The 13,910-nt window shown below is 38.1% G+C and carries 9 protein-coding genes; 7 read left to right on the top strand and 2 right to left on the bottom strand.

Going from position 1 to position 13,910, the window contains the following annotated elements; genetic code table 11:
- Positions 1 to 151: 151 nt before the first annotated feature.
- Positions 152 to 757: a TIGR04211 family SH3 domain-containing protein gene (locus tag GQR54_RS14620; RefSeq protein ID WP_166378562.1), complete on the bottom strand. Its 606-nt coding sequence runs from the start codon at positions 755 to 757 to the stop codon at positions 152 to 154.
- 307 nt (positions 758 to 1,064) lie between these two features.
- Here GQR54_RS14620 and GQR54_RS14615 point away from each other — a divergent pair, with 307 nt between their 5' ends.
- The 3 genes from GQR54_RS14615 (at position 1,065) to GQR54_RS14605 (ending at position 6,039) form a co-directional block, all read left to right on the top strand.
- Entirely contained in the window at positions 1,065 to 2,588 is a 1,524-nt protein-coding gene (locus GQR54_RS14615) for a CYTH and CHAD domain-containing protein (protein ID WP_007584831.1), read from the top strand.
- A gap of 423 nt (positions 2,589 to 3,011) precedes the next feature.
- Complete coding sequence (locus GQR54_RS14610) at positions 3,012 to 3,821, top strand: phosphate/phosphite/phosphonate ABC transporter substrate-binding protein (RefSeq protein WP_166378560.1); 810 nt, start codon at positions 3,012 to 3,014, stop codon at positions 3,819 to 3,821.
- The gene (locus GQR54_RS14605; RefSeq protein WP_166378558.1) at positions 3,808 to 6,039 is read left to right on the top strand and encodes an ATP-binding protein; all 2,232 of its coding nucleotides are present in this window, start codon (positions 3,808 to 3,810) and stop codon (positions 6,037 to 6,039) included. The genes GQR54_RS14610 and GQR54_RS14605 overlap by 14 nt, the downstream gene beginning before the upstream one ends.
- 39 nt (positions 6,040 to 6,078) lie before the next feature.
- Here the strand turns inward: GQR54_RS14605 and GQR54_RS14600 are convergent, their stop codons facing one another.
- On the bottom strand, positions 6,079 to 7,596 hold the full coding sequence (locus GQR54_RS14600) for a carboxypeptidase (protein ID WP_166378556.1): 1,518 nt from the start codon (positions 7,594 to 7,596) through the stop codon (positions 6,079 to 6,081).
- Between the two features lie 367 nt (positions 7,597 to 7,963).
- Between GQR54_RS14600 and GQR54_RS14595 the strand changes: the two genes are divergently transcribed.
- From GQR54_RS14595 to mrcB, 4 genes are all read left to right on the top strand, one after another.
- Positions 7,964 to 9,187, top strand: a complete 1,224-nt coding sequence (locus tag GQR54_RS14595) for a response regulator (RefSeq protein WP_166378554.1) — start codon at positions 7,964 to 7,966, stop codon at positions 9,185 to 9,187.
- A 220-nt stretch (positions 9,188 to 9,407) separates the two neighbouring features.
- Positions 9,408 to 9,746 (top strand): P-II family nitrogen regulator, encoded by a 339-nt coding sequence (locus GQR54_RS14590; protein WP_004587162.1) that lies wholly within the window; start codon positions 9,408 to 9,410, stop codon positions 9,744 to 9,746.
- 9 nt (positions 9,747 to 9,755) lie between these two features.
- Positions 9,756 to 10,985 carry an ammonium transporter gene (locus GQR54_RS14585; protein ID WP_166378552.1) on the top strand — a complete coding sequence of 410 codons (1,230 nt, stop codon included), beginning with the start codon at positions 9,756 to 9,758 and terminating at the stop codon, positions 10,983 to 10,985.
- 148 nt (positions 10,986 to 11,133) lie between these two features.
- On the top strand, positions 11,134 to 13,479 hold the full coding sequence (gene mrcB / locus GQR54_RS14580; RefSeq protein WP_166378550.1) for a penicillin-binding protein 1B: 2,346 nt from the start codon (positions 11,134 to 11,136) through the stop codon (positions 13,477 to 13,479).
- Positions 13,480 to 13,910 lie beyond the last annotated feature (431 nt).

Below are 13,910 nucleotides of genomic sequence, written 5' to 3'. Positions count from 1 at the left end.
GTGAAACGTTATATTCTTCCAGAAAAAAGAAAACGGCCCAAAAGTAGGACCGTTCGAATTTCAAAAACTCGGTACACCATTAAGTCAAAACATGCTTAACTGAATGGTGTTAGCTATAAAGCGGCTTTTTTGTATTCAATAGAAAGGAGGGTTATGCCCAACCTTCGTAGCGCTTACGACGCGACAACACTATCGTTAATATAATACCTAAAAACAGGCCTAAAAACGCAATAGCACCACCGTAAGTAAGTAGCTGACGTTTCTCTTTTGAGCTAGCAGCTTCCTTTTGGGTGCGCTCTTGTTCTAGCGTCGTTTTAAGCTTAGTAATTTGGGCCGATAACTGCAGGTTTTGATCAGTTAAAGTTTGGTTTTGCTCTTGTAACTGCGGAAGTTCTATTTGAGCTTGGCGCAGGTTTTCTTGCATAGTGCTCATTTCGCTACTTAGTGTTTTGTACTGTTGGTGTAAGCCAGCCGTTTTGGTAACAAACTTAGTTTCTATCCAACCTTCGCGGTCTTTATCATCTTTAATTTTTATAAAGCCGTTTTCTTCAGCAGATAACAAGGTTAACTTTGTTCCAGCATCTACAGAGCCGAGTAGTCGATAGTCTTTACTCGCACCAGAGCGCATAAAAGTATATAAATTATCGATAATATAAGCGGTGTTTGCATTAGTTGAATTTGCAGGTTTTGCTTCTTCTGCATAACTCATAAATGTGGTGGCTGTTAAAAGTAGCCCTAATAAACAATGTTTTAGCATTTATCTACCTTGTTGATCTAACTGCGTCCGTTATGGACGTGATTTTCATTTCACATAAGTAGTTAGATAGTATGGATTAAATAGCTCAATAGCAAGACTGATATTGTAACCCAGTAGGGTAACGCAGGAGCAGTTACTGAGCCCACTAGGTTACAAACCTCGCCCCGCGATTAAATTGCCTCTAGATAGAACGAATTTTAATCCACAAAGGTCAACAGGCACTAAAATAAGGCTAAAAAATTTGCATTGTTAGTGTGCTTTGTTTATTTTGAGCACTTATTTATTTTAAAGGTAATCCGCAAACCGAATGGATACTGAGATAGAACTGAAATTTTTGGTATCAGATGCCGTTATTCCACTGATCCCCTCGTTAATTACTCAATTTGCAAAAACGGTGAAGAATAAACCGTCACGCAGCTTACAAAATGCATACTACGACACGCCAAGCCGAGAGCTTAGAGCGCTTGACATAGGCTTTAGAACTCGCTGTTCTGACAGCGAATGCGAGCAAACTATAAAGCTTGCAGGTGAAGTTGTAGGTGGTTTACACCAACGTCCAGAGTACAATTTACCAATTGAATCAAGTCGCCCTAATTTAATGGCGTTTGATGCTGATATTTGGCCTCATGGCATGCAAATAAGCGCAATCTCAAAAAATTTGTATCCAATATTTAGTACTAACTTTATTCGTCGTACTTGGTTAATTGAAACCGAAAGTGGCGCTAAAATTGAAGTTGTACTCGATAAAGGTGAAATTGCAGCTTCGGGTAAAATTGAAATTATTAGCGAGCTTGAAATTGAGCTTGTTGAGGGCAGTCGTAATGAGTTGTTTGCGTTTGCAGATGTACTGGTTAGCCAGAACTGTATCCGTTTAGGATTATACTCTAAGGCCGCGCGTGGTTATCGCCTTGCAGATGAAAAACCTTTAACACCAAGCAAATCTATTGGTTTTGTTCAATTACCAAAATCGACTACCCAAGAACGTGCTTTAGTTGAAGCCATGAATTTTGGCATTCGCTTTGTGCAAAAGCATGAGCAATGCTATTTCGATAAGCCAAGTTTAAAAACGCTTAAACGCGTAACTGACGGCATTAGCCTAATACGCCATACTTTTTGGCTGTACGACGATATAGTATCCAAAGAAAGTACAGAACATTTACGTACAGAGCTTAAATGGTTATTAAGCGAATTAGCGTGGGTAGAAAACGCGATTCAATTAAAAACGTACACGTCTAAACGCCATGCTTTTTATAAAAAAATTAATGCGGCGCCAGCACTTACGCAAGTCATTGGTGATTTAAAAGAGTTACAGCCAAGCATTGACGATATAAATGCACTGTTTCATAGCGCACGTTATAATCGTTTATTACTGTCGTTAACTACGTGGTTAATTGATAAACAGTGGCGTAAAGATTGGGGGCAAATAGAGCTTCAAGCGGCTGAGCAAAACGTGTCGTCTATTGCGAGTAGGCTTTTTAATAAAGACTGGAAAAACCTGCACGAATTACTCCCTAAAGAACAAACACTCGATGTCGCTTCGTATTTAAACCTGCGCACTCAACTTGAAAATAGTTTACTTAGCGGTAACTGCTTAGGTTCGTTATTTGATAAAGAAGAACGCCTAGAGTTTAGATTGCCTTGGCTTGATATTTCTCATGGTATTTATGAGTTAAGTACGCTTGAGTATTTAAAGCAGTTATGTGCAGGGCAAGAAGACGAACAGCTTGCTAAAATCCAGTCATGGCTTGAACAAAAGTCTGAATATTTGGTTAGTGCGATGGAGCAAAGTCGCCTTGCTTCATTTGACATAGAACCTTACTGGCAAAAATAAATAATGCGCTTTTGTAATGAAATTCAGTTGCAAAGGTGCTTATTCGTTATTTTTTAACTCGTTATTTTTAACACTTACGCTGAGCCAACATGGCATTTGTATAAAAATAAAAATGGCTTAAGTGTGTATTATCAAAGTCACAGTGATAATATTTTTGAAGTAAAAGCGCAGATGAGCAAAATACCAACCAGCTTTGCCTCATGGATCAATCCCTACTTGGCTAAGCAATAAAGCCGGCCTAAAAAGTACTTACGACATCTTTATTAATTTGCATCATATGCTCACACATAAAAATACACTTCAAAACTACCTGTAATCAAAGTAGGTCAGTGCTAAATATCGAATATATAATAATTTTATGGTGTGTTGAGTAGTCTTTAACTACGCTTAAGCAATAATGACACGCTATTATTTGGAGAATTGATGAAGTATTTAGTGGCTATATTATGTTTGATGCACAGCTCACTCTTATTGGCTCAAGAATATACCTTTGGTGTAGTGCCGCAATATGAGCCGCAAAAGCTAAATGCTATTTGGCAACCTTTGTTAAAGCAAGTAAGTAAGCAAACAGGGGTATCAATAAAGCTAATTACAGTTGAGTCTATTCCGGTATTTGAAAAAGCCTTTGCTAATGGCGAATACGACTTTGCATACATGAATCCATGGCACAGTGTTGTAGCATATGAAAAGCAGGGATATTTGCCACTAATAAAAGATGCAGGGCGAAAGCTGCAAGGTATTTTGCTCGTAAATAAAGACAGTGGTATTGATAATTTAAGCCAACTAGAGGGCGCCGAAATAGCATTCCCTGCACCTAATGCATTAGGTGCGTCATTATTAATGAGAGCCGACTTAGCGTTGTTGTATGGGCTAACAATAAAGCCTGTATATGTTCAAACCCACCCTTCGGTATATTTAAATGTAGCACTGCATTCAACAATGGCGGGCGGTGGTGTAATGGGCACATTTAAACAACAACCAGAAAGCTTGCAAAATAAGCTTAAAATTCTTTATAAAACGCGTGAAATTAGTCGCCATCCAATTGTAGTCCACCCAAGGGTTGACCCTGCAATACAGTTAAAAGTGCAACAAGCTATTTTAGATATTGGGCAAAGCCCAGAGCATAAACATTTACTTGCAGGTATCCCAATTATTAAACCTAGTATTGCAACTTTAGCAGAGTATCAGCAGTTAACTCAGTGGGGCTTGCGCTCATTTTATGTTGAAAATTAGAGGGTTTCGTAGTCTAAGGGCGCAAAGCTTTATTGTTGTATTGCTTTGTGGCTTGCTTATGGCCTGTCTTTTTATGTTTTACGCCTTACCTGAGCAAGCGCGTTGGGTAAACGATGGGCTTTCAAAGGCTGCTCAGCGTTCTTTAGCGCAGTTATCGACTTCTATAACGACTCCGTTGTTAACTAGGCAGTATGCAGAGCTGTATGAAGAAATAGACAGCCAACTCCAAACTCGCCCTAATTGGAAAAGTATTAAAATTGTTGATGTGGATTCAAATAACCAATTATACCCGCTTGAAAACTGGGTTGGAGCAAATGAAAACGGCGACATGTTGTTATCTCAGCAGGTGGTGTTTTTAGATAAACCGCTGGCTAATATTAGCTTGGTTGTTAATTTTACGAATGAAATAAACGAATCTTCAAAACTTCATTACACCTTAATATATATACAATTTATTATTTTAGTTATCGTTTTTATAGGTTTAGCTTGGCTGGTGGATTACAGGGTTACGTCGCCTTTAAGGACTTTAAAGCAGGGGTTTTCACGTTTAGCTAAAGGTGACTTTGACTGCCACATAGATAAACAACAACAAAATGAAGTAGGCAGCGTAATAAGTGCATTTAATAACATGGTTGATGAGGTTGCTAATAACCATCAAAAATTAAATGTATTACGAATTCAAGCTGAGTCAGCAAGTAAAGCAAAGTCAGATTTTATGGCCAGTATGAGCCACGAATTAAGAACCCCATTAAATGCAATTTTAGGCTTAGCCCAGCTGTATGGATATGATGAGAGTGCTAATAAAGTACAAAAAGAAAACGCGAAAAGCATTTATCAAGCTGGAGAACATTTACTATTACTTATAGACGATGTACTTGATTTAACGGCTATTGAGTCGGGTAATATGCAGTTTAGTTTTTCTTATGTGCCTATTAAAAGCATATTAGAGGAGTCAGTAGAGCTCGTAACTGAGCTTATTAAAGGGCAATCAATAACACTGCATACCCAAGGTTTCGAGTCCTTAGAAGGGTTGAGTATTTACATTGATCAGCGCCGCTTTAAACAAGTGATGCTTAACTTGCTTTCAAATGCGATTAAATACAACAAACCAAATGGCAGCATTAATATAAATTGCCGGGTGTTAAGTAATAAACAATGCGAAATAGATGTAATAGATACCGGATGTGGATTTGCTCCAGATGATATTTTTCGCTTATTTAAACCTTTTGACCGTTTAGGAGCTGAAACCAGTAAAGTAAACGGTACGGGTATTGGTTTAGTGATAACTAAGCAGCTGGTAGAGCGTATGCAGGGTTCTTTAAGCGCGCAAAGTGAGCAGCACAAAGGTTCTTGTTTTACGCTAAACTTTAACAGCTTTGAGCAAACTGACTTGCCAGCACAAGTGCAAGTACCTCAAATAATACTGCAAAGCTTAGATACAGTAACTCTTCCTACGCTTGAGGTTTTAGTGGCAGAAGATCAGGTTACAAATCAGCAAGTATTAAAACAGCAATTAACCATGCTTGGAGTGTGTTCTACTTTTGTAAGTAATGGGGAACAAGCCTGGGAAACTCTGCAAAATAAACACTTCGATATTTTACTAACCGATATTCAAATGCCTCTACTTGATGGGTTAGGGTTAACCAAAAAAATACGCGAAAACACTCATTTTGATAAACTTATTATAATTGCAATTACGGCCAACATTACCAAAAACAATATAGATAATTGTTATGATTGTGGAATGAACGGCTTTTTAACCAAGCCCATTGAGCTTGTTAAGTTAAAGTCGCTGTTGATGGAACACTCTCAAACAATGGTTAGTACATGTTCAGATAAATCTGATAGTGAAAATATAGCTTCAGATAGTTTTGATCAACTAGATATCACATTATTAAAAGCAATGCTTGGTGATGACCCTACTGTGCACTGCATGGTGTTTAATGCGTTTTTACAAACGGCAGGGGAGCAAATTAAATTAGCTAATGCGTATGCTAAGAGTAAAAATTATGTTGATTTGGCTTTTCAGGCTCATGCCTTAAAGTCGTCGTCAAAATCGGTAGGGGCTATTGAATTGGCAAATATATGCCAGCAGATAGAAACACAGGCAGAAAACGAAACAGTTAAAAATGAATATATACAGCAGCTTGAAGTATGCTTCAACGATGTAGTAACGCAACTTAAAAGCTATTGTTTACGATATGAAAAATGCACATAAAAAATGGCTCATAAAGAGCCATTTTATGTTTTAAATATTTTAGTATTTAGCCGCTTCCCCTTTCTTAGGTAAAGCGTCCTGTATAAAGTCACGTAAATCGTTATTAGAGCTTTCTAAGTCAGCGTGGCGAAGGTACATCATGTGTCCACTTCTGTAGCCTTTAAAGCTCAAACGGTCTTTCATTTTACCACTTGGGTCTAATTGCCATAACGTATATTTAGCGTCAAAGTAATTGGTTGCACCATCAAAGTATCCTGATTGAATCATCACATTTAAGTAAGGGTTTTGCGCCATTGCTAAACGTAGATTTTCGCCCGTATTATTACCGGTTCTATCCCATGGGTGAACATTACCAAATAAATTATATTTTACATCTGTTTTATAGTTTAGCTCTTCACGTAAGTAGTGATTAATTGCAGGAGTGAAAGAGTGTAACCAAGAGGTAAGTTCAGCCCAATAGTCTGGGGATTCACCTGCGCCTCGTTTATCCATTCCTAAATAACGAGAATCTAAGCGACCCACAGTTTGACCACGTTCACGTAGTAGCTCTTTCCAGAAAAATTGAGTTGGAATATCCAAGTTATTTTGTTCAACAAACTTTTCTGATAAGCCAGCGTAGTGTGCCATTTTTGTAATAATTCGACGTTTTTCTTCAGCATTAATAAAGCCACCCTTAGCAAGCGCTGGGATTAACTCGTTTACAGTAAACTCTTCAACTTCAGGTAATAACTCATCTAGATCTTTAGCTTGTAAATCGGCTTTAAGTGCTTTGTGATACCAAGCAGTTGCTGCAAAGTAAGGTAGGCGGTTAGCAGCTTTAATCGGGCCGTCGCGCTTAATACCAATATCAGTAGGTGATACGAGAACAACACCGTTTATGTACATCCACTGACTATTTTGAAGCTCATGAGCAAGACCCGATACACGTGTTGTACCGTAGCTTTCACCAATTAAAAATTTAGGCGAGCGCCAACGCTCTGCTCTATTTACAAAAGTATTTAACCACTCAGCAAGGTATTTAATATCGGCATTAACACCAAAAAATAGCTCTTTTTGTTTTGCTTTAGAAGGAAGTTCGCCTTTTTCGTTTTCAAGTACGCGAGAGTAGCCTGTATTTACAGGGTTTACGTAAACAATGTCGGCAATATCAAGTACAGAATATGGGTTGTCTTTTACACCATAAGGTTGAATTGGATAGCCTTCGTCATCAATTTTTAATACGCGAGGACCAGTATAAGCAAGGTGCATCCATACAGAAGCCGAACCTGGTCCGCCATTAAATGAAATAAGTAATGGGCGAGTTGTCCTGTCGTCAACTTTGTCGCGGGTATAGTAGGTGTATTGCAATGTAGCAACCGCGTCTCCTTTATCATCCCATACAGGTTGTGTGCCTGTGGCAACAGTGTAATTAAAGCGTTGACCATTGATTTTAGCTTTATGCTGAGTAACAACTTTGCTGTCTACATCAATACGACGTTGGTTATCAGCAAGTGTGCTTGTACTGATTATTAATGCAATAACAGTTATCGGTAAACTGATAATACGACTAAGCTTCATTAGGTATCCTTATTATTGTTGATACACCATTAAAGACATTAATGAGTTAAATAACAAAAGTATTGAGACTAGTGGCCGATAATACTAGTTAAGTAAGGCCTTAATAAGCTTAGAGACGCGTACTAACCACTTTTATAGTTATTTGGGATTTGGTTTCCTTATTTAGTTAATGACAGAATTCAGGTATATTGCGCGCCTACTTGTATTGATTTTATATACAAGCTACCACCAAAAAAAATCTAATGGATTACGCTTTCAAGCACATAAGTGCACTCTACACCGGATGTTTATAGACTAATACTATTGCAGTAATAGCGTCGTATTTGTCGTTTTGTTATAAAATTATTTAAAGGTAAAGAGAAGCTTTATGCAAAGAGTATTAGTGGTTGAAGACAGTAAAGTAGTGCAGCAGGTACTTCGCCACTTAACTGCACAATACCTTGATGTAGCTGTCGATTTTGCTTGGTCTTTAGCAGAATGCGTAACCTATGTAGAAAAACACGATTATACGCTTGCGTTAGTTGATCTAACTTTGCCAGATGCTCCGCACGGTGAAGTTGCAAAATATACTTTATCTAAAAAAATTCCTACGGTTGTTTTAACCTCAAAAATAGATGAGTACAAGCGCCAACAAATGCTTGAATTGGGCGTAGTTGATTATGTTATTAAAGATAATCGCGATTCTTACCATTATGCCGTTAAGCTCGTTGCGCAATTACTCAGAAATCAAGGCTGTAAAGCACTAATAGTAGATGACTCATTACTAAGTCGCTCGTTAATGAAGCAAATGCTAGAAAAGCAATTGTTTGATGTAACAGATGCCCACGATGGACAACAAGCACTCGAAATATTAAAAGCTAATCCTGATATAAAGCTACTTATGACCGACTACGCTATGCCCTCTATGGATGGCTTTGAACTAGTCAAAGCGGTACGTAATTTTAGAGGCCGAGACGACTTAGCAATTATTGGCTTGTCGGGCGCGGGGAAGCATGGCCTATCAGCACGATTTATTAAATATGGCGCCAATGATTTTTTAACAAAGCCATTTATGAATGAAGAGTTTCATTGTCGAGTACTTCAAACAATGGAGCAACTGTCGTTAATTTCAGATATTAAAGAAAGCGCACATAGGGATCACTTAACAGGGCTTCATAACCGACGCTACTTTTATCAATATGCAGAAAAGCTCCTTAAAAGTAAAAACCAGAAAAATACTTTGGCATTGCTTGATATCGATTTTTTCAAAAACATTAACGATACATTAGGCCATGAAGGCGGCGATCAGGCTTTAAAGCAGGTTGGTTCATTAATACGATCTACGTTTTCAAAGTTTACGGTAGCACGGGTTGGCGGAGAAGAGTTTGCCATAATATTACCTGAAATAGAGCTAGAACGCGGTCGTGAATACTTTGAAGCATTTAGGAAAAAGATGGCTAGTTACGATTTTTCTATTAGCGATAAATCAATTAGAATTACCACCAGTATAGGCTTGGCTGACTTTCAAGACACTAGCTTAACGCAGGCTATGCGTGTTGCTGACAAAGCATTATACGAAGCTAAAAACCAAGGTAGAAACTGCGTGGTATAACCCTTCTTAAACAAAGCTAGGTACGTGATTAATATATAGAGATATAGCACGCACCAATGTAGCTGACTTGTTAAATTAACGCACCTAATTGGTGCGTTTTTTTTAATCTTGAGTTTGTGTTTTGTATTAACTTGTTGTTTTTAAAAATATAAAAATAGTGGCACAAAGGTTGGATTGTTTAACCCAATAGGATAACAATAAAGAGTCCGAGGGGGCCGCTATGAAAATGATTAGTGCAATCATAAAACCATTTAAATTAGACGACGTGCGTGAAGCACTCGCTGATTTAGGAATTGAGGGGATGACAGTAGTTGATGTTAAAGGTTTTGGACGTCAACGAGGTCATACTGAGTTATATCGTGGTGCAGAATACCAAGTAGATTTTATTCCTAAGATCAAACTTGAAATTGCAACTCGTACTGAAAATTGTCAACGCGTTGTTGAAGCAATCACTAAAATTGCATCAACAGGTAAAATTGGTGACGGTAAAATTTTCGTGTACGACTTGGATCAAATTGTTCGTATCCGTACTGGCGAACTTGACGAAGAAGCAATTTAAGGGGGTCTCATGGAAAATACAATAATAGAACTAAAGTTTTCACTCGATACCTTCTATTTTTTAATATCAGGTATATTAGTAATGTGGATGGCAGCAGGTTTTGCCATGTTAGAGGCGGGCTTAGTTCGCTCTAAAAACACAGCTGAAATTTTAACTAAAAATGTCGCGCTATATTCAATTGCATGTACGATGTTTTTATTAGTTGGCTACAACATTATGTATGTAGACAATGCCGAAGGTGGTTTTATTCCTTCAATAGGCGCTTTAATTGGTACACAAGCTGCCGATGCTGACCATTCTTTAGAATCTGACTTTTTCTTCCAAGTAGTATTTGTTGCAACCGCTATGTCGATTGTATCGGGTGCTGTTGCTGAGCGTATGAAACTGTGGGCTTTCCTAGGTTTTGCCGTAGTACTAACTGGTTTTATTTACCCTATTGAAGGTTACTGGACATGGGGTGGTGGTTTCTTATCTGAAATGGGCTTTGTTGATTTTGCAGGTTCTGCAATTGTGCATGGCGCAGGTGCAGCCGCTGCACTAGCTGGTGTATTAATCCTAGGTGCTCGTAAAGGTAAATACGGTAAAAACGGTGAAATATACCCAATTCCTGGTTCAAACTTACCACTTGCTACACTAGGCACATTTATTTTATGGATGGGTTGGTTTGGCTTTAACGGTGGCTCTCAATTACTACTTTCTGATAAAGAAAATGCCACTGCGGTAGGTCAAATATTACTTAACACCAACGCTGCTGCTGCAATGGGTGCTATTGCTGCACTGTTTGTATGTAAAGTACTTTGGGGTAAATCAGATTTAACTATGGTATTAAATGGTGCATTAGCTGGCTTAGTTGTTATAACAGCAGACCCACTTTCGCCTTCACCATTAATGGCATGTTTACTTGGTCTACTTGGTGGTGCACTTGTTATATTTAGCATCATAGCACTTGATAAAGTTAAGATTGACGATCCAGTGGGTGCTATCTCTGTTCACGGTTCATGTGGCGCATTAGGTATTATGTTAGTACCACTAACCAACGGTGATGCAAGCTTTGTTAATCAGTTAATTGGTCTACTTTGTATTGTTGGCTTTGTATTTGTAGCATCATTTATTGTTTGGACTGTGCTAAACAAAACAATGGGCATACGAGTAACCGAAGAGGAAGAGCTAAACGGTATGGATCAACACGATTGTGGTATTGAAGCCTACCCAGAGTTTGTTTCTGTTCGAAACAGCTAATAGTTTTTAAATAATAGTGTGTTTACATAAAGCTCTATTTCGGTAGAGCTTTTTTTGTTTCAGGGGGGGTTAACTTTTCGGATGTTAGGCTATGCCCAATATGCTAAGCTCACTCTCGTGAATAACCCTTGGAATAAATTACACTTAAATGGCCGATAATAAAAAAACACCTACCAGCAAACCTGCAGCTAAACGTGCAAGTAAATCGTCAAGCACGACAAAAAAAAGCACATCAAAGGGCAGTAAAAAAACAGTGAAGACTTCTGTTAAACGCTCTTTTATGAGAAAAACATGGTCAGTGTTTTGGAAATTAAGCTTGGCTGTTTTTATTGCAATGGCAATGTACTTCATTTATTTAGATTCAAAAACAACGCGTATATTTGAAGGTAATAAATGGCAGCTTCCAGCGCAAGTATATGCTCGTTCTATGGAGTTTTATCCGGGGCAGTTTTTATCAAGCCAGGAAGTAGTGTTTGAGCTGGAGCGTTTAAATTACTCACCGGTTAATAGATTAAGCCGCACAGGGCAGTTTGTTAAAACAGCAGATAGCATCAAGATTTATCGTCGTGATTTTGAATTTTATGATGGCCTTGAGGCATCACATATTATTGAACTTCGCTTTGCAGGGCAAAAAGTTGCGACCATTAAAGATAAATTTGGCAGACGCTTAAACTCTGCCCGTCTAGAGCCTGTGCAAATAGCGCGTATTGGTAATGACTCTAAACAAGATAGAGAATTTGTACCACTAGATAAGTTTCCAGCAATGCTAAAAGATACGCTATTGGTAGTCGAAGACCGTGATTTTTACGAACATCATGGTGTATCAGTGTTTTCTATTTTACGCGCGCTTTATTCTAATATTAAAGCGGGGCGCACCGTTCAAGGTGGCAGTACGCTTACTCAGCAATTAGCTAAAAATATTTACCTGACGCGTGAGCGCTCTTTAGTACGAAAAATAAATGAGGCATTTATTGCCCTTATTTTAGATTATCGTTATTCAAAAGATCAGATATTAGAAGCTTACTTAAATGAAGTATACCTAGGGCAGTCATACAACCAAGGTGTACATGGTATGGGGCTTGCTGCTGACTTTTACTTTTCAAAGCCGGTAGATGAGCTTGAGTACGATCAAATTGCTTTGCTGGTGGCAATGGTTAAAGGTCCATCTTATTACAACCCACGTCGCTATAAAGAGCGCACAATGGAGCGCCGAGACTTAGTGCTTCGCCTTATGGTTGAAAATAAGCTACTTAGCACAAAAGAGTACCGTGCATCGCTTAATCGCCCAATTGATATTGCGCCAATGAAAGCGAGTTTACAAAAATCATATCCAGGCTATTTAGAGTTAGTAAACAGAGAATTAAATGAATTATTGCCAGATCAGCAAACACTTGATGCAGGTGTAAGAGTATTTACTTATTTTGATTTGCAAAAGCAAACAGCAATGGAAGAGTCTATTGAAAAGAGCTTACCGTACCTGGAAAATCGTCCTAGAACCGAAAAACTAGAAGCAGCCATGATCTCTGTTAATGTAGAAAAGGGCGGTGTATCTGCACTTGTTGCAGGGCGCGATGTTCGTTATTCAGGGTTTAACCGTGTTTTAGATACAAAACGTAATATTGGCTCGCTGGTAAAACCTGCTGTGTATTTAACCGCATTGCAATTACCACATTATAATTTAGCTACTTTGCTTGATGACTCGCCAGTACAGGTTACAAATGAGCAGGGAAAAGTGTGGCAACCAGAAAATTTTGATCATCAATACCGTGGTGCAATACCTCTTTATAAAGCATTTAGTAACAGTATTAATATTCCAGCGGTTAATTTAGGCCTCGATGTAGGTGTTGATAAAGTCGCGAATACACTAAAAGGATTAGGCGCTAAAGGGGCGATAAACGAATACCCATCGTTGCTTTTAGGGGCTGTTGAAATGTCGAGTTTTGAAGTTGCTCAGCTTTATACGACAATTGCTGCAGATGGCGAATATAAAAAGCTTACTGCAATTTCGGCATTAACTGACTCGGTTGGTAAAGTACTTTATAAGCATAAAGTAAATGCAGAGCCTCGTTTTGATAAATCTGCAATGTATATGACTAAATACGCGATGAAACGCGTAACGAAAGACGGCACTGCTAAACGCTTAAATTTACACTTCCCATCAATCCAACTTGCAGGCAAAACTGGCACTAGTAACGATTTACGTGATAGTTGGTTTGCAGGCTTTGATCAAAATACAGTGACGGTAGCTTGGCTTGGTCGAGACGACAACAAAAGCACGGGTTTAACGGGCAGCGTAGGTGCATTAGAAGCATATATTCGCTACTTAAAGCCACTTAATCCACAAGCAATAGCCGATACGCGTCCACCATCAATACGCTGGGCATTTGTAAATGAGCAAACGGGTTTACAGGCACCGCCTGGATGCGGAAAAGTCATTCAGTTACCACTGAGAGCCAGTGAGTTTGAGCCTAGGCCGCAATGCATACGTCAATAAAACAGAGCCCTTAATAATAAAACCGCTAACTCAGCGGTTTTATTATATTTAGCTTAACTATCTAGTAGTTCGAATCAGCAATTAAATAAATTTCAATTGGTTTCATTACCTTGTTTTTTAGAAATTATTTAAAAAGTAGTGAGTATAACTAAAATAAAAATAGCATTATTCGAGATTAAAAAAGCCTTTTGTAATAAAAGTGTTAACGTTGCTTTTATTTTGATAGTTATTGGTTCGCGTTCTATCTTCGTTTCTTTAAATTAACATTTTTAATTTTATATTTTACAAATAAGTATGCTCAAATCATTTTAAGTTTTTGTTTTTGTTTTTATTTATTTTTAATTTCATCTTAGATTAATTAACATATTTACAATTTGTACTCTTTTGTTACTCTCTGTTCGCATTTTGTTTAAAGTGCAAAAATAATTATA

The sequence above is a fragment of the Pseudoalteromonas sp. Z9A4 genome (assembly GCF_011378845.1).
Classification (GTDB): Bacteria; Pseudomonadota; Gammaproteobacteria; order Enterobacterales; family Alteromonadaceae; genus Pseudoalteromonas; species Pseudoalteromonas arctica.
This window is presented reverse-complemented; position numbering and strand designations above follow the sequence as displayed.

Excerpts from the sequence above, each read along its gene's own strand:
- GQR54_RS14620 (WP_166378562.1), bottom strand. The coding sequence starts at position 757 with ATGCTAAAACATTGTTTATTAGGGCTACTTTTAACAGCCACCACATTT.
- GQR54_RS14615 (WP_007584831.1), top strand. The coding sequence starts at position 1,065 with ATGGATACTGAGATAGAACTGAAATTTTTGGTATCAGATGCCGTTATT.
- GQR54_RS14610 (WP_166378560.1), top strand. The coding sequence starts at position 3,012 with ATGAAGTATTTAGTGGCTATATTATGTTTGATGCACAGCTCACTCTTA.
- GQR54_RS14605 (WP_166378558.1), top strand. The coding sequence starts at position 3,808 with ATGTTGAAAATTAGAGGGTTTCGTAGTCTAAGGGCGCAAAGCTTTATT.
- GQR54_RS14600 (WP_166378556.1), bottom strand. The coding sequence starts at position 7,596 with ATGAAGCTTAGTCGTATTATCAGTTTACCGATAACTGTTATTGCATTA.
- GQR54_RS14595 (WP_166378554.1), top strand. The coding sequence starts at position 7,964 with ATGCAAAGAGTATTAGTGGTTGAAGACAGTAAAGTAGTGCAGCAGGTA.
- GQR54_RS14590 (WP_004587162.1), top strand. The coding sequence starts at position 9,408 with ATGAAAATGATTAGTGCAATCATAAAACCATTTAAATTAGACGACGTG.
- GQR54_RS14585 (WP_166378552.1), top strand. The coding sequence starts at position 9,756 with ATGGAAAATACAATAATAGAACTAAAGTTTTCACTCGATACCTTCTAT.
- mrcB (WP_166378550.1), top strand. The coding sequence starts at position 11,134 with ATGGCCGATAATAAAAAAACACCTACCAGCAAACCTGCAGCTAAACGT.